This window comes from Glutamicibacter sp. HZAU, from assembly GCF_004100365.1.
In the GTDB taxonomy this organism is placed as follows: domain Bacteria; phylum Actinomycetota; class Actinomycetes; order Actinomycetales; family Micrococcaceae; genus Glutamicibacter; species Glutamicibacter nicotianae.
Genome location: NZ_SCKZ01000002.1, coordinates 168,529 through 191,279 on the forward strand (window position 1 = coordinate 168,529; position 22,751 = coordinate 191,279).

General features: G+C 61.9%; 13 protein-coding genes. 6 read left to right on the forward strand and 7 right to left on the reverse strand.

What is annotated here, in order from left to right; all coding sequences use genetic code 11:
* Positions 1 to 49 precede the first annotated feature (49 nt).
* The 4 genes from EKH49_RS03380 to EKH49_RS03395 all read left to right on the forward strand — a co-directional run bounded on the left by EKH49_RS03380 (position 50) and on the right by EKH49_RS03395 (position 4,696).
* Positions 50 to 1,462 (forward strand): NAD(P)H-quinone dehydrogenase, encoded by a 1,413-nt coding sequence (locus EKH49_RS03380; protein WP_073706651.1) that lies wholly within the window; start codon positions 50 to 52, stop codon positions 1,460 to 1,462.
* A 395-nt stretch (positions 1,463 to 1,857) separates the two neighbouring features.
* Positions 1,858 to 3,246 (forward strand): MFS transporter, encoded by a 1,389-nt coding sequence (locus tag EKH49_RS03385; RefSeq protein ID WP_128469701.1) that lies wholly within the window; start codon positions 1,858 to 1,860, stop codon positions 3,244 to 3,246.
* Between the two features lie 182 nt (positions 3,247 to 3,428).
* Positions 3,429 to 4,184 carry an SDR family oxidoreductase gene (locus tag EKH49_RS03390; protein ID WP_128469702.1) on the forward strand — a complete coding sequence of 252 codons (756 nt, stop codon included), beginning with the start codon at positions 3,429 to 3,431 and terminating at the stop codon, positions 4,182 to 4,184.
* 56 nt (positions 4,185 to 4,240) lie between these two features.
* Positions 4,241 to 4,696, forward strand: a complete 456-nt coding sequence (locus EKH49_RS03395; protein ID WP_236641017.1) for a DUF6176 family protein — start codon at positions 4,241 to 4,243, stop codon at positions 4,694 to 4,696.
* Positions 4,697 to 4,771: 75 nt separating this feature from the next.
* On the opposite strand, the gene EKH49_RS03400 is transcribed toward EKH49_RS03395, so the two are convergent.
* The 6 genes from EKH49_RS03400 to EKH49_RS03425 all read right to left on the reverse strand — a co-directional run bounded on the left by EKH49_RS03400 (position 4,772) and on the right by EKH49_RS03425 (position 13,864).
* Positions 4,772 to 6,553, reverse strand: coding sequence for an acetyl/propionyl/methylcrotonyl-CoA carboxylase subunit alpha (locus EKH49_RS03400; RefSeq protein WP_201739556.1), 1,782 nt, complete (start codon positions 6,551 to 6,553; stop codon positions 4,772 to 4,774).
* A gap of 288 nt (positions 6,554 to 6,841) precedes the next feature.
* Positions 6,842 to 7,483 (reverse strand): Maf family protein, encoded by a 642-nt coding sequence (locus EKH49_RS03405; protein WP_128469704.1) that lies wholly within the window; start codon positions 7,481 to 7,483, stop codon positions 6,842 to 6,844.
* On the reverse strand, positions 7,480 to 10,983 hold the full coding sequence (locus EKH49_RS03410; protein WP_128469705.1) for an MMPL family transporter: 3,504 nt from the start codon (positions 10,981 to 10,983) through the stop codon (positions 7,480 to 7,482). The genes EKH49_RS03405 and EKH49_RS03410 overlap by 4 nt, the downstream gene beginning before the upstream one ends.
* A 4-nt stretch (positions 10,984 to 10,987) precedes the next feature.
* Positions 10,988 to 11,659, reverse strand: a complete 672-nt coding sequence (locus tag EKH49_RS03415) for a TetR family transcriptional regulator (RefSeq protein WP_128469706.1) — start codon at positions 11,657 to 11,659, stop codon at positions 10,988 to 10,990.
* A 113-nt stretch (positions 11,660 to 11,772) separates the two neighbouring features.
* Positions 11,773 to 13,149 carry a dicarboxylate/amino acid:cation symporter gene (locus tag EKH49_RS03420; protein ID WP_128469707.1) on the reverse strand — a complete coding sequence of 459 codons (1,377 nt, stop codon included), beginning with the start codon at positions 13,147 to 13,149 and terminating at the stop codon, positions 11,773 to 11,775.
* A gap of 235 nt (positions 13,150 to 13,384) precedes the next feature.
* Positions 13,385 to 13,864: a DUF2975 domain-containing protein gene (locus EKH49_RS03425; RefSeq protein WP_128469708.1), complete on the reverse strand. Its 480-nt coding sequence runs from the start codon at positions 13,862 to 13,864 to the stop codon at positions 13,385 to 13,387.
* 213 nt (positions 13,865 to 14,077) lie between these two features.
* On the opposite strand from EKH49_RS03425, the gene EKH49_RS03430 reads away from it, so the two are divergent.
* Positions 14,078 to 14,467, forward strand: coding sequence for a VOC family protein (locus EKH49_RS03430; protein WP_128469709.1), 390 nt, complete (start codon positions 14,078 to 14,080; stop codon positions 14,465 to 14,467).
* A gap of 53 nt (positions 14,468 to 14,520) precedes the next feature.
* Here the strand turns inward: EKH49_RS03430 and EKH49_RS03435 are convergent, their stop codons facing one another.
* Positions 14,521 to 16,188 carry a DUF885 domain-containing protein gene (locus EKH49_RS03435; protein WP_128469710.1) on the reverse strand — a complete coding sequence of 556 codons (1,668 nt, stop codon included), beginning with the start codon at positions 16,186 to 16,188 and terminating at the stop codon, positions 14,521 to 14,523.
* Positions 16,189 to 16,552: 364 nt separating this feature from the next.
* Between EKH49_RS03435 and EKH49_RS03440 the strand changes: the two genes are divergently transcribed.
* Positions 16,553 to 22,750 carry an Ig-like domain-containing protein gene (locus tag EKH49_RS03440; RefSeq protein ID WP_128469711.1) on the forward strand — a complete coding sequence of 2,066 codons (6,198 nt, stop codon included), beginning with the start codon at positions 16,553 to 16,555 and terminating at the stop codon, positions 22,748 to 22,750.
* Position 22,751: the final 1 nt, after the last annotated feature.

Sequence of the window (22,751 nt, forward strand, 5' to 3'; positions counted from 1 at the left end):
CGTTCCCGGATTGTGCTTCGATGTGCGCAATCACCCGGCATGGTGAACAATGGTGATTGTGAGCGCAGATCGTAGGAATGAAGCAACCCGTTTAGTTATTCTCGGCGGAGGACCAGGCGGCTACGAAGCCGCCATGGGCGCAGCCCAGTTGGGCGCCAATGTCACCGTCGTGGAACGTGCAGGCATGGGCGGTTCGGCGGTGCTGACCGACGTCGTGCCTTCCAAGACCCTGATTGCCACGGCGGATGCGGTGCGCCGCGTGAAGCACGCGGAAACCTTTGGAGTTCACGTTGACGGACTCGACTCGGCCGTCACCGACTTCTCGGTGGTGAACCACCGACTGCTGGACCTTGCCAAGGAGCAGTCCTCGGATATCCGCACCACCCTTGAACGCGCCGGCGTGCGCATCGTGATCGGCGAAGGCCGCCTGCTCGACGACCACACGGTTGCAGTATCACACCCAGATGGTTCCGAGCAGGAAATCGAAGCGGACGCCATGCTGATAGCAGTGGGCGCCCACCCGCGCGAACTGCCTACAGCCAAGCCCGACGGCGAGCGGATCTTCAACTGGACCCAGATCTACAACATGAACGAGGTGCCTGAGCACCTGATCGTTGTCGGTTCTGGCGTGACCGGTGCCGAGTTCGCTTCGGCCTACAACTTGCTCGGTGCCAAGGTCACGCTGGTTTCCTCGCGCGACCGCGTGCTGCCCGGCGAGGATGCGGACGCAGCGGGCGTGCTGGAAGACGCCTTCAAGGAAAACGGCGTCAATGTTGTTTCCCAGGCCCGCGCCGAAGGCGTGGAGCGCCAGGGAGACAAGGTGCTGGTTACCTTGGCTGACGGACGCGTGCTCGAAGGCAGCCACTGCCTGGTTGCCGTGGGCGGCATCCCTAATACCGCCAACCTGGGTCTGGAAGAAGCCGGCGTGCAGCTGACCGACTCGGGTCACATCAAGGTGGATGGCGTTTCGCGCACTACCGCAACCAACATCTATGCAACCGGCGACTGCACTGGCGTATTCGCCTTGGCTTCGGTGGCAGCCATGCAGGGACGCATCGCCGTGGCGCACCTGCTTGGCGACTCGGTCAAGCCGTTGAATCTGGATCTCGTGGCGTCCAACGTCTTCACCTCCCCGGAAATCGCTACCGTGGGTGTTACCCAGCGTGCGGTGGCTGAGGGCAAGTACCAGGCCAACATCATCAAGGTTGACCTGAACACCAACGCCCGCGCCAAGATGATGAACGTGGACCAGGGCTTCGTGAAAATCGTTTCCCGCAAGGGCTCGGGCACCGTCATCGGCGGTGTCGTGGTTGCACCGCGCGCGAGCGAGCTGATCTACTCACTGGCACTGGCAGTCCAGAACAGCCTGCACGTTGACGACGTGGCTGAAACTTTCACCGTGTACCCGTCGCTGTCGGGTTCGCTGGCTGAAGCGGCTCGCCGCCTGCACCGCCATCGGTAGGTCCTGACGAACTTTTCCAGGCGGCATCCGTCCTCATATTGGGGCGGATGCCGCCTCTGGCATTTAACGATGCTGAACCTGTCGGAGAACGCCAGCGAAGTCCTGAAACGCGACATGTTTTCCCAACATCCGTAATACAAGATGTTGTGACTCCATTCACTTTGGCGAACGACTCTGATATAAGTGTAAAAACTGTTTTCTCAGGTCACGTCTCAATATGTGGAAGTGCATATTCGCGCTAGTAGGCCTGCGATTTGCCGATCGTGGTTCAGATTCCATTAAGCATGTGTCCAAATAATGGACATCAATATCCGAATACTGGTCACTGAGGTTTACGATTATGACAGCAAAATTGAACATCTCACTCGTACTTTCACTCTAAGGAGCAGCCTCACATGTCGCAGGCTAACCAAGCAGTGGCGCCGAAGGAAAACACCCGCGGTCGCGTGCTGTTCGCCAGCATGATTGGCACCACCGTCGAATTCTTCGACTTCTATGCCTACGCCACCGCGTCGGTTCTCGTTTTCCCAGCCCTTTTCTTCCCCAACGCCTCCACCATCAACGCGATCCTTTCCTCGTTCGCGATCTTCGGTGTGGCATTCGTGGCTCGTCCATTGGGTTCGATCATCTTCGGCCACTACGGCGACAAGCTCGGCCGCAAGGGCACCTTGGTAGCCTCGCTGCTGCTGATGGGTATCGCTACCTTCCTGATCGGCTTCCTGCCGCCGGCTGCCGGCCACTGGACCGTATTGGCTCCGACCGCACTGGTGCTGCTGCGCTTCGCCCAGGGCCTGGCGCTCGGCGGCGAATGGTCCGGCGCGGCGCTGCTGGCCACCGAGAATGCTCCGAAGAACAAGCGCGCCATCTACGGCACGTTCCCTCAGTTGGGCGCTCCAATCGGCTTCATCATTGCGAACCTGATGTTCGTGGCCCTGCAGACCTTCTGCACCGCAGAACAGTTCATGGCTTGGGGATGGCGCGTTCCGTTCTTCTTCTCGGCTGTCATGGTGATCATCGGCCTGTGGGTACGACTGAAGCTGGTCGAATCCTCCTCCTTCCAGAAGGTTCTGGATCAGCAGAAGGTCGTGAAGTCGCCATTCGCGGTGACCATGAAGAAGCACTGGCGCCCAACTTTGGCCGGTACCTTCATCATGCTGGCAACCTACGTGCTGTTCTACCTGATGACTTCCTTCACCCTGACCTACGGCACGCAGCCAGCTAGCGTCGAGCAGGCGACGGCTGCCGCTGAGGCCAAGGGCAAGACCTTTGACGCAGCCGGCTTCGTTCCAGGCTTGGGCATTGAACGCCCAACCTTCTTGACCATGCTGATTATCGGCGTTGTCTTCTTCGGCATCTTCACCGTGGTTTCTGGTCCATTGGCTGAGAAGTTCGGCCGCCGCAAGTTCCTGATCTGGGTCACCTCGGGCATCCTGGTCTTCGGGCTGGCTTGGACCTTGTTCTTCGGTCCAGGCCAAGGCGCTGCCATGGCCGGTCTGATCATCGGGTTCACCCTGATGGGTCTGACCTTCGGCCCGATGGCCGCCTACCTGCCGGAGCTGTTCCCCTCGAACGTGCGCTACACCGGTTCGGCTGTTGCCTACAACATGTCTTCGGTAATTGGTGCGGCTCCTGCTTCCTTCGTGGCTGTGGCCCTGTGGAAGGCCGGTGCCGGCAACACCATGGGTGTTGGCCTGTACCTGGCGCTTGGCGCGGTCCTGACCTTGGTTGCGCTGTTCATGACTCGCGATACCTCGGACATGGATATGGAAGAGTGGGTCGAGTAATTCGACGGCATTGCTGAGTGAACGGCTCGGAGAATCATCTGGCAACGATGATTCGCCGGGCCGTTTGCCATTCCCGACGGCCATAGGTGAATGCGAGGTGAAAGAGAGCTCCGCCCCATACAACTTCATACAAGGCATGGAAGCATGGGACACGACATGTTCAATACCGAAGGGGAGCGCTCATGCGTATCGCAGTTGCGGGAGGCACCGGTGCCATCGGCTCGCTGGTGGTGGAACAGCTCAAGAATGCAGGCCACGAACCAGTTGTGCTAGCCCGGTCCAAAGGATGCGACCTGACGAGCCGCAGCGCGGTCGAGCAAAGGCTGGTCGATTGCGAGTCGGTCATCGATGTTTCCGGCGCCTCCACGGTGAGTTCTGCTGCCTCCATGCGGTATTTCACCCAATCGACGGCCAACCTCGTCATTGCAGGACGCGAGTCCGGGGTGCAGAACCACGTGGCGCTGTCGATCATTGGTGCCGTCACGGTGGATTCTGGCTACTACGCCGGTAAAGCGGCGCAAGAGCGGATGCTGCAAATGCTTCCCGGCGGCTACACCCTGTTGCGCACTACACAGTTCTACGAATTCATTGGCCAGAATATCGGCCGTCTGGGTGCAGGGCCGGTGCAGATGGCCCCGAAGATGCGGATGCAACCCATCGCGGGCAGCGAGGTGGCGGCCGCACTCGTCGCCCTTGCTGGGGGACCGGCACAGGGCGTGGTGCAAGACCTTGCGGGGCCGCAAGAGGAATACGCTCCCGATTTAATTGCCAAATACCTGCAAGCCCACGGCAAGTCGCCAAAGATTGTTGAAGTGCCCGTTCCCGGTCCCATGGGCAAGGCAATGCGCGATGGGGGACTGCTGCCCGGCAATTCCGCGAGGCTAGGACACGAAACCTTCGATGCCTGGCTGGCTCGACAGCAGCCCGGATCAGCCTGAGTTTCCAGTCGCCAAATAACCGTGACAAAAGTGGCGGATCCTGGAAGTATCACGTCATGGACGAAAAAGAACCATATGTTCCTTATATCCCCACGCCTCGGGACTTTCCCGGCTTCACGATGCCATCTTCAGTGCCGCAAGGCATGCGGCTGGAGCTGAGCCGTTCGAGAATCAAGGATGGGCAAGATGAGAACTTCGGCGCATGGATGGAAACGCTGAACAACCGCTACGAAGAATGCGAGGCATCCTTATCTGCGCAGCGGGCAGTGCTGGAAGCGACATTCAGGCACGTGGAGGCCGATGGTTCGGTGTGGATCTATCACTTGAGCTTGGTGGGCGAGAACGGCAACGGGCTCGATACGCGACAAGATATCGATGCGACCCACGAAGCAGCTAGCCGCCAGGCGAAAATGCCGGACTGGGAAGAACTCGAACCGAAGTTCCTGCTCATGCCAGATCACCTCAGGGCATCGATGGTGCATTGGGCCGAACATGGACAAGTTCCAAAGTAGAAGCCATGGGCTGAAAGAAGAACACCGGAGGGCCTGGACAATTCTGTCCAGGCCCTCCGGTGCGCTTGGCGGGTTCTACTTGGCGTCGTCGATCGACGCGATGACGGCGCCCGACGACAGGGTCTCGCCCGGAGCAACTTCCAAGCCGCTGACCACGCCATCACGGTGAGCAGTAATCGGCTGCTCCATCTTCATCGCTTCAAGCACGACAATCAGATCACCTTGGGAAACGGTGTCGCCATTCTCGACGGCAACCTTCACGATGGTGCCCTGCATTGGCGAACGCAGTTCGGCGCTGTTGCCACCAGCGGCTCCGGCTGCCTTGCGGCCCGGCTTGCGCTTCTTCTTGCCCGCGGCCTTTTCGGCGCCGTTGGAGGATACGGTGCCCAGCGACGAGGGAAGGGTGACTTCCAGGCGCTTGCCGCCGACCTCGACGGTCACGCTGGTGCGCTCTTCCTCGGTTGCCGCCTCGCCTCCCGTTGGCATCGGGTGAGGCTCGATGACGGTATCGAATTCGGTCTCGATCCAGCGGGTGTGGACCTTGAAGGATCCCTCTTCCGGGACGAACGCCGGATCGCTCATCACCGCGCGGTGGAATGGCAGCACGGTGGCCATGCCCTCGATCTGGAATTCCTCCAGGGCGCGGCGCGAACGGGCTGCGGCGATCGCGCGGGTCGGACCGGTGACGATCAGCTTGGCGATCATCGAGTCGAAGTTCCCCGAAACGGTCTCGCCCTGCTCGATGCCCGAATCCACGCGGACGCCGGGGCCTGTGGGCAGGTTCATCTTGCTGATGGTGCCGGGGGTCGGCATGAAATTGCGACCGGCATCCTCGCCATTGATGCGGAACTCGAAGGAGTGGCCGCGCACCTCGGGGTCGGTGTAGCCCAGCTCTTCGCCGCGGGCGATGCGGAACTGCTCGCGAACCAGATCCAAGCCGGTGACTTCCTCGGAGACCGGGTGCTCCACCTGCAGACGGGTGTTGACCTCGAGGAAGGAAATGACACCGTCCTGGCCCACCAGGAATTCGCAGGTGCCTGCGCCGTTGTACTTTGCCTCGCGCAAGATCGCTTTGGACGCTTCGTACAGCCGGGCGGTCTGCTCGTCGCTCAGGAACGGGGCCGGTGCTTCCTCGACGAGCTTCTGGTTGCGGCGCTGCAGCGAGCAGTCGCGGGTGGAAACGACAACCACATTGCCGTGGACATCGGCCAGGCACTGGGTTTCCACGTGGCGCGGTGCGTCCAGGAAGCGCTCGATGAAGCATTCGCCGCGGCCGAAAGCCGCGACAGCTTCACGGACTGCCGAATCGTACATTTCGCCGATTTCTTCCCGGTTGCGGACCACCTTGATGCCGCGTCCGCCACCGCCGTACGCGGCCTTGATGGCCAATGGAAGTCCGTGCTCGTCGGCGAAGGCGTACACCTCGTCGGCCGAGGCCACCGGATCTTTGGTGCCTGGCACCAGCGGAGCGCCTACCTTTTCAGCGATGTGGCGGGCCTTGACTTTGTCTCCGAGCTTGTCGATGGATTCTGGCGAAGGGCCAATCCAAGTCAGGCCGGCGTCGACCACGGCCTGGGCGAACTCGGCGTTCTCCGAGAGGAAGCCGTAGCCAGGGTGGATCGCGTCGGCACCGGAGCGTTCGGCGGCGTCCAGGATCTTCTCAATGCGAAGGTACGATTCAGCGGCGGTGGTGCCACCCAGTGCGTAGGCTTCGTCAGCCAGACGCACATGCAGCGCATCGCGATCGGAGTCGGCATAGACCGCAACAGACTCGATTCCTTCATCGCGGGCGGCACGGATAATACGCACTGCAATCTCGCCACGGTTGGCGATAAGCACCTTCGTCAATGGATTCATCATGAACCTTGTCTTTTAAAAATAGGGTTTCTCAGCTATGAGCCTATCGTTTTTGTGGGAACTATATGTAGTTATCGCCTAAAACGAGGGTGTTAGGGTGAAATTTTTAGAGGAATCCTACAAGGCAATCTCGCTCTATGGCTTCGCTGAACCTGCCCGGCGAGGCCTGCGGCGGCCAGCATCCGAGGGGCCGGGGAGGACCAGATGCTGCTGAGCAAGGAATTCCAGGCATGAAGAAGGTGCCTTCCGCCATGCAGCGGAAGGCACCATCATCCGGCGAGAGCCGGGCTATTTCCAGAGATCCACGAGGCTGATCCCGGCCTGCGCCAGCAGGCCGCGCAGCACGAAGACATCCAAACCGACAACGTTCTGGAAGTTGCCTTCGATGGACTCGATGAAGGCCGCAGCCAGCCCATCAATGGTGAAGGCTCCGGCACAGGGCAGTGGTTCCCCGCTGGCTACGTAGGCCTCGATCTCGGCATCGCTCACGGTGGAGAAATGCACCACGGTCGACGAGACCTGGCCGCGGGCCAGGGCTGGATTGGCGGTATCGATCAGCCAATGGCCCGAGTGCAGGATGCCGGTGGCACCGCTCAGCTGCTGCCACCGTTCGCGGGCCACCTGCGCGGTGTGCGGCTTTCCGTAGGCCACGCCATCAAGCTCGAAGACCGAATCGCAACCCAGCACCACGGTGCCATCCGGCTGCCTGGCCTGCGCCACATTCTCAGCCTTGGCACGGGCCAGCAGCAAAGCGGTCTGCGCTGGCGACTGATCGCCATCGCGGTCCACCGCGGCGGCAAGCACCGCATCTTCATCCACCTCGGATACCTGGGTGGTGAAAGCGATGCCGGCATCGGACAGGACCTTCTTGCGCCCCCAGGAAGCCGACGCCAAGAGCAGCCGGGTTTCGGGTTTCAGCTGTTCGCTCATACTGCCGCATTCTCCTTGGTCTGGTCCTGGCTGGAACCGTCATGGGAGGAGTTCTCCTCGGATTCCAGCATTTCGTTGAGCTTCGATCCTTCCACATCAACGTCGGGCAAGATCTTGTCCAGCCACTTGGGCAGGTACCAGGCCTTGTCGCCCAGCAGGTGCATGACTGCAGGAATCAGGGTCATGCGGATGATGAATGCATCGAAGAGCACACCGAAGGCCAGCGCGAAACCGAGCGGCCGGATCATTGCCAGGTGCGAGAACACGAAGCCGGCGAAGACCGAAATCATGATCAGCGCGGCCGCGGTGACCACCGGTGCGGCCATCGAGAAGCCGGAACGGACCGCCTCCTTGGCAGGCTCGCCGTGGGCGTAGCGTTCGCGCATCGCCGAGACCAGGAAGACCTGGTAGTCCATGGCCAGGCCGAACAGGATGCCGGTGAGCAGGATCGGCAGGAAGGACAGCAGCGGACCTGGAACGTTGACATCGAACAGCGCGGAGAACCAGCCGAACTGGTAGACCATGACGCTGGCGCCGAAGGCGGCCGCGAGCGAAAGCAGGAAGCCGCCAGTAGCCAGCAGCGGAACCACCACCGAGCGGAAGACCAGCAGCAGCAGGATCAGCGACAGGCCCACCACGATGCTCAGGTATGGGACCAGCGCGGCGGTGACCTTCTCGGAGACGTCAATCTGCGCGGCAACCTGTCCGGTCAAGGCAATATCGGTGCCGGTGGCTTCGGAGAACTTCGAGTAGTCTGCGCGCAGCTCGTGCACCAGCGCCTCGGTGGCTTCTGAGGACGGGCCATCGGTAGGGATCACCTGGATGGCGGCCAGGCTGCGGTCATCGGTCATGGTGACCGGGATGGCGGCCACGACACCGTCGTATTCGCGCAGCAGGTCGGCCACGTCAAGGCTCTTCTCCTCCGCTTCGCGTTCGCTTAGCCCCGCAGGCAGGTCAGCCAGCACCAGCAGCGGGCCGTTGTAGCCCGAGCCGAACTTGTCGCTGGTCTGCTCGTAGGCCTGGAAGGCCTGCGAATCAGCCGGTTCAGCACTGCCATCGGGCAATGCGGTGCGCATCTGCGTGGCCGGCAGCGCGATGGCACCCAGAACGACTACCACCAGCAAGGTCACTGGGACAGCGATCTTCGTGACCATGCGCACCCAGCGGGTTGAGATCGATTCCTTGACTTTCGGATTCTCGGCATCTGCGGCGGCCTTCTTGCGGGCCCGCTTGGATACCAGCTTGTTGCCAGCCAGGGACAGCAGCGCCGGAAGCAGGGTGATGTTCAGCAACACCGAGCACAGGACGGTGAACGCGGCCGACAGGCCCAGGACGGTCAGGAACGGCAGTCCCGGGACAGCCAGGGCTGCCAGCGCAATGATCACGGTCAGGCCGGCGAAGACCACCGCGTTGCCGCTGGTTCCCACTGCGCGTGCAATCGATTCTCCGACCTCCATGCCGGACAGCAGCTGCGAGCGGTGGCGGTGGATGATGAACAGCGCGTAGTCGATGCCCACCGCCAGGCCCAGCATGAGCGCCAGGGCAGGGGTAATCGAGGCCATGTCGATCAGCGAGGAGAACGCCATGGTGGTGCCCACGCCGGCGCCCACGCCGAGGATCGCCAGCAGCAGCGGCAAGCCGGCGGCAACCAAGGTGCCGAGCATGGCCAACAGGACGATGGCGGCGATCACCACGCCAACGATTTCCGAAGCGCCGAAGACCTGGGACATGTCCTGCATGATCTCCTTGGAGAACAGCACCTGAACCCCATTGGCCTGCGGCCCTGCAGCGATGGCCTTGATCTGCTCGCGGTCATCCGGAGTCAGGGCATCGGTCTGGACCTTGAAGCTTACCTGCGAAACTGCGGTGCTTCCGTCCTCGGAAACGAAACGCATGCCGGAGCTCGCACCCACCTGTCGGGAAGCGAATTCCAGCTCAGCACGGCCGGACTCCAGGTCCTTCAGGCCCTGCTCGACATCCTTTTCGCCCTGCTCGAGCTCGGCGGTCTTTTCCTTGATGGTCTTTTCGCCGTCTTCAAGCTGCTTCTTGGCTGCTGCCAGTTCGGCCTTGCCTTCAAGGAATTGGGCCTTCTTGGCATCGAATTCACGCTGCCCGGCTTCCAGTTTGGCCTTGCCGGCATCGAGCTCGGCCTGGCCCTGGTTCAGCTTCGCCTTGTTGGTGGCGATTTCCTTCTTGGCTGCATCCAGCTGCGCTTTGGCTGCATCCAGCTGGGTTTTGGCGGCATCAAGCTGGCCGCGGTTGGCTTCCAGTTCCTTGTGGCCGGCTTTGGCCTGGGCCTGGCCGGCGTCGAGTTCCTTGCGCGCGGCATCAAGCTGCTTCAGCCCGGCCTGGGCCTTGGCAATCTGGTCAAGCGCGGCGGTGGCCTGCTTCTTGACGGCGGTCGCTTGACGAATGGCATCTTCGGCCTTGGGCTTCGCTGCTTTCGCAGCAGCCAAAGTGCGTTCTAGTTTCGCTAGTTGTTCTGTGTATGTATCAATTTCAGTTTGGTTTCCAGCAGCCTCGGCCTCAGCCAATAGCTGCTGGGTGTTCTCTATCTGGGCAGGCAGATTCTTGATCGCCGCTTCAGCTTCGGCCAGGCCTGCCTGTGCCTTGGCCAGTCCGTCCTCGGCAGCCTTCAGGCCCGCAGTGGCTTCCTTCTTGCCGTCGGACAGGTTTGCCTCGAATTCCTTGCGGGAGGAGTCGCCGAGCAGCTGGTCCATGCCAGCCTGGTATTCCTTTTCGCCCGCGGCCAGTTTGGCATCGGCGGCTTCGAGCTTCTTCTCGCCAGCCTCGAACTGTTCCCGGCCCGCGTCGTATTCGGCCTTGCCGTCCTTGTATTGGGCCAATCCGGCCTCGTACTTCGCTTCGCCAGCCTCCAGCTGCTCGCGGCCGGAGTTCAGCTCACGCTGCCCGGCATCCAGCTGTGCGCGGCTATCGGCCAGCTGCTTTTCGGCTGCGGCGATCTGCGGTTCAGCATCCTGGATTTCCTTCTGCCCGTCGAAGTACTGGGCCCAGCCTTCGGTGAGCTCCTCACGGCCATCCTTGAGCTGCACCTTGCCATCGGCAATTTGCTCCTTGGCATCGTCCAGCTTTTTCTGGCCGTCAACCAGTTCCTGCTGCGCCTTGTCCAGCTCAGGCTGCGCCTTTTCGAGCTGTTCCTGCAATTCGAAGGGGCTCATGGCCTCGATGACCTGGGAATGCATGCCCAACTGGTCCAAGGACTCGGCGATGGCCTGCTTCTGGGTTTCATTCAGCGGCCGGTCCGAGCTTTCGCGGAACACGATGGAGCCGGAACCGCCGGCGAGATCCGGAAGTTCTTCCTTCATCCGGTCCAGGGTGCGCTGGGTTTCGGTTCCCGGAAGGGTAAAGGTATTGGACAGCTGGCCCATGAACAAGCTGGCGCACAGCCCAATGAAGATGAAGGCTGCCAGCCACATCGAAATGACGCGGTAGCGGTGCAGGTGTGCCCATCGCGCGAGGCGGTAGAGGAGGGAAGCCATGAGCTTAGATGTCCTTCACGGTGCTAGTGCTGGAAAGCGGCAAGGCCTTGAAACCCTCGTCAAGGGTTTCCATGGCCTGGGTAATCAAGGAATGGAAGACGGAAATGAGTTCGGGGGAGATGTCCATGCCGACAGTTTCGGTGGCGGGCAGACGTTCGATCCACTCGTCGAAGGCGGCTTGGCCTGCGCCGAGCAGCGCATGGGTGAAGACCCTGACGGTGAAGGTATTGGCGTGCGGATAGCGCCGGGCGACCTTCTCGATGACTTCAGTGGCGGCTGTCTGCCATTCGTTCATCATGGCGGGGAAGCCGCAGTTGGCACCTTCGGTCCGCAAGAACGCACCGAAGTGCGCCACTTGTCCGAGCAACCGCGCGACATCATCGGACTTGAGCGCTTCGATGATCGCTTCGACCAATGGCATGGAATCGGTCAGGTCGCTGATGGAATCCACCATGGTTCCCAGGACCTGGTGCAGCGGATAGGAATAGACCGCATCCACCGAGGGGAAGTAGTTGAAGAGCGTACGCCGGGAGATTCCTGCCGCCTCGGCGATCTGGGTAGCAGTGAGCGCTGTGCCAGAGCCGTGGCGGAGCAGATCCGCGACGGCTTCGACGATGGCTTGTTTCGTCGCCTGCCTGTTCAGTTCGCGGCGGGTGCCGGTACTTGGAGAAGTCACATGATTACACTAGGTGCAAAGTTGCACCCTGTGCAAAATTGATGGATGTGACCTTAAGCAAGAAATCGACGCACGGGCGAAAATGCCCGTGCGCCGATCGTCTCCAGCAATGCCTACTTGGCCGCGGCTGCCTCAGCACCTGGAGCCGAGATGCTTTCGTCGGCAAAAGGATTGCCATTGCGTGGTGCGTTGTACATGTCGATGTCCAAGATGCCCTCGCGCTTGGCGACAATGGTTGGAACCAGTGCCTGTCCCGCGACGTTCACCGCGGTGCGGCCCATGTCGATAATCGGGTCAACGGCCATCAGCAAGCCGACGCCTGCCAGTGGAAGGCCCAGGGTGGACAGGGTCAGCGTCAGCATCACGATGGCGCCGGTGGTGCCTGCGGTTGCCGCCGAGCCCAGGACGGATACCAGGGCAATCAGGAAGTAATCGGTGAGCGAGAGCTCGACGCCGAAGAACTGGGCAACGAAGATGGCGGCGATCGCCGGGTAGATGGCAGCGCAGCCGTCCATCTTGGTGGTGGCGCCCAACGGCACCGCGAAGGAAGCGTAGCCCGAAGGCACGCCGAGGTTGCGTTCGGTGACGCGTTGGGTCAATGGCAGCGTGCCAATCGACGAGCGCGAGACGAAGGCCAGCTGCACGGCTGGCCAAACGCCCGAGAAGTACTGCTTGATGGACAGGCCATGAGCACGGACCAGGACCGGGTACAGCGCGAACAGCACCAGTGCCAGGCCGACATAGATCGCTACGGTGAATTTGCCCAGCGCGCCGATGGTGTCCCAGCCGTAGGTGGCGACAGCGTTGCCGATCAGGCCAACCGTGCCGATCGGTGCAATGCGGATGATCCACCAGAGGACCTTCTGGATGATCGCCAAGATAGAAGTGGAGAACGCCAAGAAGGGTTCTGCTGCCTTTCCGACCTTGAGTGCGGCGATGCCCACAGCAATGGCAATCACCAGGATCTGCAGGACATTGAAGCTGATCGAGGTGGTGGCGGTGGCATCATCGGCAAGCTTGGTGCTGGCGCCCAGGCCCAGGAAATTGGCTGGGACCAATCCGGTGAGGAAGCCTAGCCAGTCGCCGGTCTTGCCGGTGTAGTCATCCGGCATGTCCTGGCCGGTATTCGCTCCGGGGCGGAAAACGGTGCCGAGGACCATGCCGATGACGACGGAGACCAGAGCGGTGATGGCGAACCACAGCAGGGTCTGCCATGCGAGCCGTGCTGCATTGGTGACCTTGGCGAGGTTGGCAATCGAGGCGACAACTGCAAAGAAGATCAGCGGGATTACCGCGGTGCGCAGCAGGGCTACGTAGCTGGATCCAATGATCGACAGGGCTTCACCCAGGCCGTTGGGCTCTTCGGCGGTGCTGCCGGTGTACTTGGCCACGAGGCCCAAAAGGAGACCGACAATCAGTGCCGCAATGATCTGCGGTCCGAAACTGGTCATCCAGCGGGGAAGCTTAGATGCAGGTGCGTTAGTAGACATGCGTTCAAGATTAGGGTGCTCATCTGCTCGGCCAGCAGTCAATGTTACTGAACATGACGATATTTCGCTGTTTGTGCTTCATTGCACTCCAAAGCGGTGCCCGGGGTCACAAATCCGGTGAAATTACGCAAGAAATGAAGGGTTCCTTGGGCACCGAAACAAAGTTCGTCATTTGGGAATTTCTGCGTGTCGTTCATTGCTTCTGGACTATTTGCCTTGACTGTGCAATGGAAAGTCAGATCACTGCACGCATCTCGGCTTCCAGTCCTATTGCCGACGCGAGCAGATTGCGCATCACAACCAGCAGCCAGGTGGCGGCGCTGCCGAACGCCACGGTGCCAGCGACCATCAAGAATACGCCGGGACCGCCGGCGCCGACGATCGCCAGCAAGTGAAATCCCAATCCCAGGATCAAGAAGGTGGCGATCGCGGATGCGCAGATGATGGTGGTGACCCAGCGCAGTGAACTATTCTCGAAGATTCTCTGGCGTTGAACCTTTGACAGCAGTATCCAGATGCAGGCCAGGGCAACCTGCAGGCATATGATTCCCGCCGTCACCACCCATCGGTATGGGGTGGCCAGATAGGCAACTTCGGGATGGATGCTGACGGACTCTGCGATAAACAGCGGCAAAATCAGCGTCTGGGCCAAGAGTGAGCCGAGGAAGATAGCGATCAGCGAAGCCCGAAGCAGAGCAATGGCAGAATTCGTCATATGATTGATTATCAATCATAATCTATCGATTATCAATAGGATCTGTCGAGTGTATCGCGATTTCACGCTACTGGACTCCGTGATTCGGGGCGGTGATCTCACACGCAGGGCCTGCCAGTCTTGATCTGTCGGTGTCTTGTGGAAAGGTAGGAGCCAGCAAAGCGGTGCGAATTTATTGCCTTGGTCCATTCCGGAGCGGAAAGAAGGAAACTAATGCGCGTATACATCACGAGTGTCTTCGTCGATGACCAGGCGAAAGCCAAGGCGTTTTATACCGAGGTGCTGGGCTTCAAGGTGAAGCGCGACATTCCCGTCGGGGAGTACAGCTGGCTGTCCCTCGTCGCTGCCGACCAGGAAGAAGGTCCTGAAGTCCTTCTCGAACCGGCGGCGCATCCAGCGGTCGGGCCATACCGCGCGGCGCTGAAAGCCGATGGCATCCCGGCAACGTCTTTTGCCGTTGATGATGTCCAGGCGGAATTCGAGCGCTTGGGTTCATTGGGGGTGGAGTTCACCCAGGAGCCAATGGACGCAGGTCCCGTGATGGTGGCGACCTTTGATGACACCTGCGGCAATCTGATCCAGATTTCCAGCTACAAGGCGTAATGCAAATTGGCGGCCCTGCAATATGCAGGGCCGCCAAATCGCATTGCTGGTAGCTACTTGACCAGTGCGCGCTTCAAGGTATCCAGGCCCACTGAACCGAGCTGCAACGCCGCGGTGTGGAAATCCTTGAGCGAGAAGTTCTCGCCCTGGGTCGCTGCGAGATCATCGCGGATCTGCTCCCAGAGGCGCTGGCCGATCTTGTAGGACGGAGCCTGGCCCGGCCAACCGAGGTAGCGGTTGTATTCGAAGTCCAGCTGTCCCTTGGACATGTCCAGATTCTTCTGGAGGAACTCGTAGCCGTTTTCAGCATTCCAGGTGCCGGTGCCCCACGGCGCGGGGACTTCCAAGCCCAAATGGACACCGATGTCGAAGACCACGCGAGCTGCACGCAGGCGCTGCGCGTCAAGCATGCCCATGTAGTCTCCTGGGTCGTCGAGGTAGCCCAGCTGGTGCATGAGACGCTCGGAATACAGTGCCCAGCCTTCGCCGTGGCCGGAAACCCAGCACATCAATCGGCGCCAGCTGTTCAGCGTAGCTGCCTGCATCTGCGCGGTGCCAATCTGCAGGTGATGGCCCGGCACGCCTTCGTGGTACACGGTGGTCAGTTCGGCCCACGTGGTGAATTCATCTTCTCCCGGCGGAACCGACCACCACATCCGGCCCGGACGGCTGAAGTCTTCCGACGGCCCGGTGTAGTACACGCCGCCATCCTGGGTGGGCGCAATCATGCACTCGATGCGGTCCATGGGTGCCGGGATCTCGAAATGCGTGCCCGACAAATCGGCCATGGCCTGATCCGCCTTGCCCTGCATCCAATCGCGCAAGGCATCGGTGCCTTTCAGCTTTCGTGCCGGATCCTCGTTGAGGATCTTCTTGGCTTCCTCAATCGTGGCGCCCGGCTTGATCTGCTCGGCGACGCGCTGCTGCTCGGCGATGATGGCATCGAGCTCGCCAACTCCCCAGGCATAGGTCTCTTCCAGGTCCACTGTTGCGCCCAGGAAGCGGCGGGACATCAGCGAATAGTACTCCCGGCCCACCGCGTCTTCGGCTGGTGCCTGCGGGAGGAGTTCATCTTGCAGGTAGGTGGCGAGCTTGCGGTAGGCCGTCTTTGCGGCGTCTGCACCGGCTTGAAGCTGTTCCTGCAATGCGGCATCCACCGTGGTGCCGGAGACGGCCAGCTGGTCGAAGAAGCCGCCGTCCTTGGCGTAGTCGGTGGTTTGCGTGATCACAATGGAGACCTGTCGCTGCGCCGCGACCAAGCCGTTCGAGGCGGAATCTCGCAGGGACGCAATGTAGCCGTCAATCGCGGCAGGGATGTTCGACATCCGCTGGGCGATGAAGGCATAATCCGCGGAGGTATCCTGCGGCATCAAGTCGATGATCGAGCGGATTTCCTGGGCCGCGCTGGCAATATTGTTCAGTTCGGTGCGCCCGGTGAACAGGATTTCCAATTCCAGGCTCAACCGCTCGGTCATCGCATCGAGGGAGACCTCGTCAATGGCGTCGACCGGGGTGGCGTTGGCCAATGCGCCCAAGGTCTCGCGCAGCAAGCTGATCATCTGGGTCGTGCCGGCAGGGGAATAGTCGCCGTAGGCGGTTTCGTAACCCGGCATGCCAAGGGAAACTCCCCACTCCGGGGTCAGTTCAAGGGATTTGGCGAAGAAGTCTTCGGCGATCTTGTCGATGGCCGAGGGTTCGCGGTGCGGTGCGGGGGATGTCATGTAGCTAACAGTAGTTGATATGAAAGATTTGTTGAAGACTTTTCAGGTGGTTCATTCTCTATTACTTATCGGTTACTTATCCGTCGCCCAAGCTGGCATTCAAAGGGTGAGGGCTGCATCGCTAGTGTTGCCGTCGGTGGATGTGTGTGCAACACCTTGGAAAGCAGTGATCCGCGGTAAGCCATGAACGGCCTTCCGGATTGTGTTGCGTTGCCGAACTGCCTAGTCAGCATGCATGGGGAGAACTCTCCATGGTGATGGTTTTGTCAGTTCGTTAGAATTGGAGGGCGCCGAATCTGATTTTGGGGAATGAAGCCGGATTCCAGCGCGCACTCGTACCAGCAAAACAAGGACTGACCTCTAGATGGCAAAAGCCGCTTCGACCGGATGGACCGGACTGCTCAAAAGCACCGGCTTCAAGGTGACTGCTATTCCAGTGGTGGCGGCGCTTGCCGTAACCGGTGCCATTATCTATCCGGGCTTCGAAACCGCTGACGTGGAACTGAACGACGGCGGCGTCTGGGTGGTGAATCAGTCCGAAGGCAAAATCGGGCATGTCAACTACCAGTCGCGCACCATTGACGGCGGCGTCGCCACCCCGCTGGCCAACTACGACTTGGTCCAGCATGAGGAAAGCGTGCTGGTGCGCAACCTTGAACAGGCATCGCTGACCACCATCGACCCCGCAATGGTGCAATTCGCCGGGGACAACCACCTGCCGGCCAACTCGTCCTTCTCCTTCGGCGCCTCAGTTGTCGCAGTTACCGACGCAGAACACGGTACCGTGCATGCCAGCAACCTCGAGCAGATCGCGGAATTCAAAGGCGAAGGCGCCGAACCGCTGATCGAATCCAAGGGCGAAGTCGCCGCCGTGGTTGGCGCCGATGACACCATCTGGGCCGCAGACATTGGCGCCGGAACCCTGTCCAGCTTCACCCTTGACGATGAGGGAACAGCCGAGCTCGGCCAGGAGATCGAAATTCCCGAACTGGCCGAAATGAAGAAGCCGCAGCTCTCTGCCGTGGGCAAGGTCGGCGTGGTCTTCGATGATGCCAGCGGCCAGCTGATCACCTCCGAAGGCGGCTCCGCGATCCTGGAGAACCCGGCCAACGCCAAAATCCAGTCCCCGGGTCCGGAAGCCGAGACCATTGCCGTCGCGCTGGACCAGTCGCTGGCCACGGTGAGCTTGTCCGGCAAGGACGCCAACTACGAGCAGCTGGAAACCGCTGGCACCCCGATCCAGCCGGTACGCGTGGGAAGCTGCACCTACGCGGCCTGGCAGACCAGCGGCGAATACCTTCGCTTCTGCGACAACCCGGCCGATAACCAGAGCACCAAAATCCCGGAAATGACCGAGGGCGCTGAACTGGCATTCCGCGTCAACCGCGACGTGGTCGTGTTGAACGATGTGCATTCGGGACAGGTCTGGCTGGCCAATGAAGGCATGGAAATCGTCAGCAACTGGAGCGATCTGGAACCGCCTGCCGGCGAGGGCGAGGCCAAGGAAGAAGAAACCAAGGAAATCACCGACGCCATCGAGCTGCCCAACCGCACCGAAGAAAACAAGAAGCCGATTGCCGAAGACGACACCTATTCGGTGCGCCCCGGCCGCACCACCTTGCTCCCGGTGCTCTATAACGACGTGGACCCGGACGGCGACTTGCTGACTGCCAACCTGGAGGGCGCTGCGCCTTCGATCGGCGCAGTCCAGCCGGTCCATGACGGCACCGGATTTCAGATTGTGGTTCCCGAGGACGCCAAGGGCGGGGCAAGCTTCGCCTACACCACCAAGGACGGCCGCGGGGGACAGGACACCGCGCGGGTCAAGCTGAACGTGGTGGATGAAGACACCAACAAGGCCCCGGAACAGCAGCGCACCACCGTGCTGCGCGTGCAGCAGGGCGAATCGGTCAGCCACAACGTGCTCACCGACTGGACCGACGCGGAAGGCGATGACCTGCGCCTGCTCGGCGGCACCTCCGAGGGCGATGACGTGATCCGGGTCCAGCCCGATGGCACCCTGACCTTCCAGGACGACGGGAAGAAGCTGGGCCAGAAGGAATTGGCCATCCAGGTCTCCGACGGCCAGGAAGGCACCAAGGGCCGGGTGCTGATCGAGGTCCTGGCCGACTCCGTGGTCAAGCCGGTGACCGCCACCGACCACGTGGTGGCCACCATCAATGAATCCGCCAGCTTCACCCCGCTGGAGAATGACACGGACCCCACCGGAGAAGGACTGCGCCTGGCCGGCGTGGACGATGTGCCCGGACTGGAACTGAAGACCAATGCGCAGACCGGAACCGTGACCGCCCGCGCCGAACGCGCCGGCACCTACTACGTCGAATACATGGCCACCAACGGCCCGGCCAGCGCACCTGGCCTGGCCCGCATCGACATCAAGAAGCCGGAGGAAAAGGCCGAGGACCCGATCGCTGTCCGCGATGTAGCCCTGCTGCCTGCCGGCCAGGATGTGCTGGTCAACGTGCTGGGCAACGACACCGACCCGGCCGGCGGCGTGCTGGTGGTCACCGGCGTGCAGACCGCCAGCGACAAGCCATTCTCCACCTCGGTGGAACGCAATACGTTCGTGCGCATCACCGACGTGCGCGGCCTCACCGACCCCACCACCATCAGCTACACCGTCTCCAACGGCTCCCGCGAAGCGACCGGCTCCATCCGGGTGATCCCGATTCCGGCCCCGCCGCGCATGGATCCGCCGCAGGCCAACCCCGACACCGTCACCGTCCGCGAAAACGACGTGGCCACCGTCAAGGTCCTGGAAAACGACATCCACCCCAACGGCGGAGAGCTGATCCTGCGCCCGGACCTGGAGGAAGCCGATGACCTGGGCGAGGGATCCTTGATCTCGGTCGCCGATGAGACGATCCGCTTCCGTGCCGGCGACTTCGGCGGCAAGGCCAAGCAGGTGTCCGCGGTCTACACCGTGGCCGGACCCGATGGCCAGGAAACCAGCGCCAGCGTCACCTTCAACGTGCTGCCCGAAGCGGAAGCCAACGACCTGGAGAAGAACAGCCCGCCGAACCCTGAACCGGTCACCGGGCGAGTGTTCGCCGGATCCAGCACCAACGTGCTGGTCCCGATTGACGCCATCGACCCCGATGGCGACTCGGTGTCCCTCGTGCAATTCGGCGATTCGCCGCGCATGGGCACCGCGAAGATCCGCGGGGCCTCCATCGATTACACGGCTAATCCCGATGCCTCGGGCACCGACGAATTCAGCTACGTGGTGGAAGACCGCCTGGGTGCCCGCGCCACCGGCACGATCAAGATCGGCGTGGCGCCGCTGGCCGAATCCAATAATTCCCCGGTAGCGGTCAACGATTTCTTGACCGTGCGCCCGGACCGCCCGGTCGCCGTGGACGTGATGGACAACGACACCGACCCGGACGGCGACCCGATCGCCTTGATGAGCGAGGTCTCCACCGAATCCAGCACCGAAGTGGAAGTCGTTGACGGCCGCGTCACCCTCACCTCGCCTCCGGAAGACGGCAACGTGTCGATCCGCTACATGATTTCCGATGGCCGCGGCGGCACCGCGGCGGGCACGCTGAGCGTCAAGTCCGATCCCGAGGCGCAGCTGCTCGCCCCGATTGCCCGCGACGACCGTGTGTCGCTGGAAGAAGTCATTGCCGATGAGCAGGTGACCGTCGATATCCTGCGCAACGACGAGGACCCGGACGGCAGCTCCAGCGAACTGGAAATCAGCTTGCCGGACAACCCGTCCACCGCCCAGGTGACCGAGGACGGCCTGGTGGTCACCGCCACCGAAGAGGCACAGATCATCGCCTACACCCTGACCGACCCGGACGAACTGACCTCAACTGCTTTCGTCCACGTGCCGGGCACCGCCGGCGCCCGTCCGATCCTGCGCAGCGGGCTGAACCTGCAGGTCCAGGCGGGAGAAGTCCTGCCGCTGAACTTGGAAGACCTGGTCCTCGTGCGCGATGGCCGCACCCCGCGCCTGACCACCGAGGAATCGGTGACCTCGATGCCGCAGAACGACGGCGAACTGGTCAAGTCCGCCACCGAGCTGTCCTTCCGCGCCCCGGTTGACTTCGACGGCTCGGCGACCGTCAGCTTCGAAGTCACCGACGGCACCGGCCCGGACGACGAGAAGGGGCTGAAGTCCAAGCTGACCCTGCCGATCAACGTCACCCCGGCGCCGCGCCAGAACGATTCCGAGGAACGCCAGAACCAGAATGAGGAAGGCCAGCCGGATGAAGACGAACCCGAAGAAGAAGAGGAAGAGGAACAGCCCGACGAGGAGAACTTCGCACCGACCCTGCAGGCCAATTCCCTGGCGGTGGGCCAGGGCGAGGAGCCTGCTTTCCTGGACCTGCGCATGGCCGCCGGCGATGCCAATGAAGAGGATGTCCCGAACCTGAAGTTCGCCATTGCCTCGGTGGACATCCAGGGCGTGACGGCCGAACTGGTCGAGGGGCACAACCTGAAGGTCAGCGCCGAAGCATCGACCCCGAAGGGCACCACCGGCAGCGTGACCGTCACGGTCAGCGACGGGGTCAACCCGCCGGTCCCGGCCGCCATGGCCATTACCGTCACCGGCTCGGTGCGCGAGCTGCCGGTAGCCGTGGCCGACAACGTCGCCGATGCCGCCCAGGGCAAGACCGAAGTGGTTGATGTGCTGGCCAATGACCACAACCCGTACGCGGATGAAGGTCCGCTGCGCCTGATCAACGCCCGCGCCCTGGAAGACACCGGGACGGTGGAAAAGCGCGGCGACCAGGTGGCAATTACCCCGAACGACGACTTCGTGGGCACCATGCGGGTGGAATACACCATTGGCGATGTCACCGAAGACGTGGCACGCAACGTCATCGGCACCGTGACGCTGAACGTCAAGGGCGCCCCGGAAGCCCCGGGACTGCCTCGCGTCCAGTCCACCGGCGACCAGAAGGTCGTGCTGCAGTGGGATCCACCGGCAAATAACGGCTCGGACATCACCGGCTACACCGTGCGCGGCGGCGGGCACACCCAGAAGTGCGCCACCACCACCTGCACCATCACCCCGCTGGCCAACGACACCGTGTACAACTTCACCGTCACCGCCACCAACGAGATCGGCGAATCCCCGGCCTCGGCGCAATCTGCCGACGCCCGTCCGGACGTGGAACCCGAGCAGCCGGCCGCCCCCACCGGCACCGACGGCGACCAGCAGGCTGCCTTCAAATGGACCGCCCCGGTCAGCCGCGGTTCGGCCATCCAGAGCTACACCCTGGAGATCTCCCCGGCACCGGCCAATGGCGTCACCCAGGTCACCGGAATCACCGGCACCTCCTACACCTGGAAGGGCCTGAAGAACGGCACCGACTACCAGGTGCGCGTGCGCGCGGTGAACAAGGCCTCCAAGCCATCGGCCTTCAGCGCCTACTCGGCCGCGGTGACCCCGGCGGGCAAGCCGTTCAAGCCATCGGCGCCTACCGCGGCCCGCAAGGACTCCGCGGTGGATGGCGGCGTGGTCAACGTGGCATGGAATGCCCCGGGCACCAACGGCGCGCCGATCACCGGCTACACCCTGCGCGTGTTCAAGTCCGGAACCCTGGAGAAGACCATCGGCTCCATTGCCGCGAACCAGACCAGCCAGTCGGTCACCGGCCTGAGCACCTCCGGTTCCTACACCTTCACCATTGCCGCCACCAACCGCAAGGGCAGCTCGGAACAGAGCTCCAAGTCGGTGGCGGTGACCCCGTATGGACGGCCCAAGGCCGTATCCAGCGTGAGCGCCAAGGCCACGGGCGCCAACCGCATGGTGCGGCTGGACTTCCAGGCTCCGGCGGCCAATGGTTCGAAGATCACCGGCTACCAGTACTCCACCGACGGCGGAAGCTGGAAGTCCTTCGGCGGACCCGGCTCGGTGATCGACACCGGTTCCAACGGCACCGCGCACACCTGGCGCGTGCGCGCCTTGAATGCCGCCGGCGCAGGCACCGCCAGCCCGGCCAGCAACAAGACCAGCGCCTACGGTCCGCTGCGCGACAACGCGAAGATTTCTTCCTCGCACGGCAACGACTGGATCTCCTTCAGCTGGAATACCGCCGCCGGGGAATCCAACGGGCGCAAGGTCACCCAGACGGTGAAGATCGGTGGCAACAGCACCAAGAACGACGGCTCGCAGAAGGTCACCGGCCTGGGCTACTCCACCAGCCGCACCATCAAGATCGTGGCAACGGATACCGAAGGCCAATCCAGGTCCTGGTCCAAGACGGAGAAGACCAACCCGAAGCCGGCGCGTTCGGTGAAGCTGTCCGAGGGGCCGATGTACAACGGCTACTCGAACTCGACCTGCCCGCCGAACTGCTACAAGTACCACGTGGAGCTCTACAACTTCGCCCCGGGAACCCACACCTACCTGGCCCAGTGCTACCACTCCGGCGGGATGTTCTCGGATAACTACGTGACCTTCAACGTCAACGGTAATGGCCGGGCCTCGAAGGACCTGCCATGCGTGATCGAGCCGGGATACTCCCAGCCGTACTTCGCACGCATCGACGGCACCGAATCCGACCACGTTAATTTCAGATAAG

What these genes read in the sequence shown, in the direction of transcription:
- EKH49_RS03400 (WP_201739556.1), bottom strand. Translation starts at nt 6,553, where the DNA reads ATGAATCCATTGACGAAGGTGCTTATCGCCAACCGTGGCGAGATTGCA.
- EKH49_RS03435 (WP_128469710.1), bottom strand. Translation starts at nt 16,188, where the DNA reads ATGACATCCCCCGCACCGCACCGCGAACCCTCGGCCATCGACAAGATC.
- EKH49_RS03395 (WP_236641017.1), top strand. Translation starts at nt 4,241, where the DNA reads ATGGACGAAAAAGAACCATATGTTCCTTATATCCCCACGCCTCGGGAC.
- EKH49_RS03405 (WP_128469704.1), bottom strand. Translation starts at nt 7,483, where the DNA reads ATGAGCGAACAGCTGAAACCCGAAACCCGGCTGCTCTTGGCGTCGGCT.
- EKH49_RS03430 (WP_128469709.1), top strand. Translation starts at nt 14,078, where the DNA reads ATGCGCGTATACATCACGAGTGTCTTCGTCGATGACCAGGCGAAAGCC.
- EKH49_RS03420 (WP_128469707.1), bottom strand. Translation starts at nt 13,149, where the DNA reads ATGTCTACTAACGCACCTGCATCTAAGCTTCCCCGCTGGATGACCAGT.
- EKH49_RS03380 (WP_073706651.1), top strand. Translation starts at nt 50, where the DNA reads ATGGTGATTGTGAGCGCAGATCGTAGGAATGAAGCAACCCGTTTAGTT.
- EKH49_RS03440 (WP_128469711.1), top strand. Translation starts at nt 16,553, where the DNA reads ATGGCAAAAGCCGCTTCGACCGGATGGACCGGACTGCTCAAAAGCACC.
- EKH49_RS03385 (WP_128469701.1), top strand. Translation starts at nt 1,858, where the DNA reads ATGTCGCAGGCTAACCAAGCAGTGGCGCCGAAGGAAAACACCCGCGGT.
- EKH49_RS03410 (WP_128469705.1), bottom strand. Translation starts at nt 10,983, where the DNA reads ATGGCTTCCCTCCTCTACCGCCTCGCGCGATGGGCACACCTGCACCGC.
- EKH49_RS03425 (WP_128469708.1), bottom strand. Translation starts at nt 13,864, where the DNA reads ATGACGAATTCTGCCATTGCTCTGCTTCGGGCTTCGCTGATCGCTATC.
- EKH49_RS03390 (WP_128469702.1), top strand. Translation starts at nt 3,429, where the DNA reads ATGCGTATCGCAGTTGCGGGAGGCACCGGTGCCATCGGCTCGCTGGTG.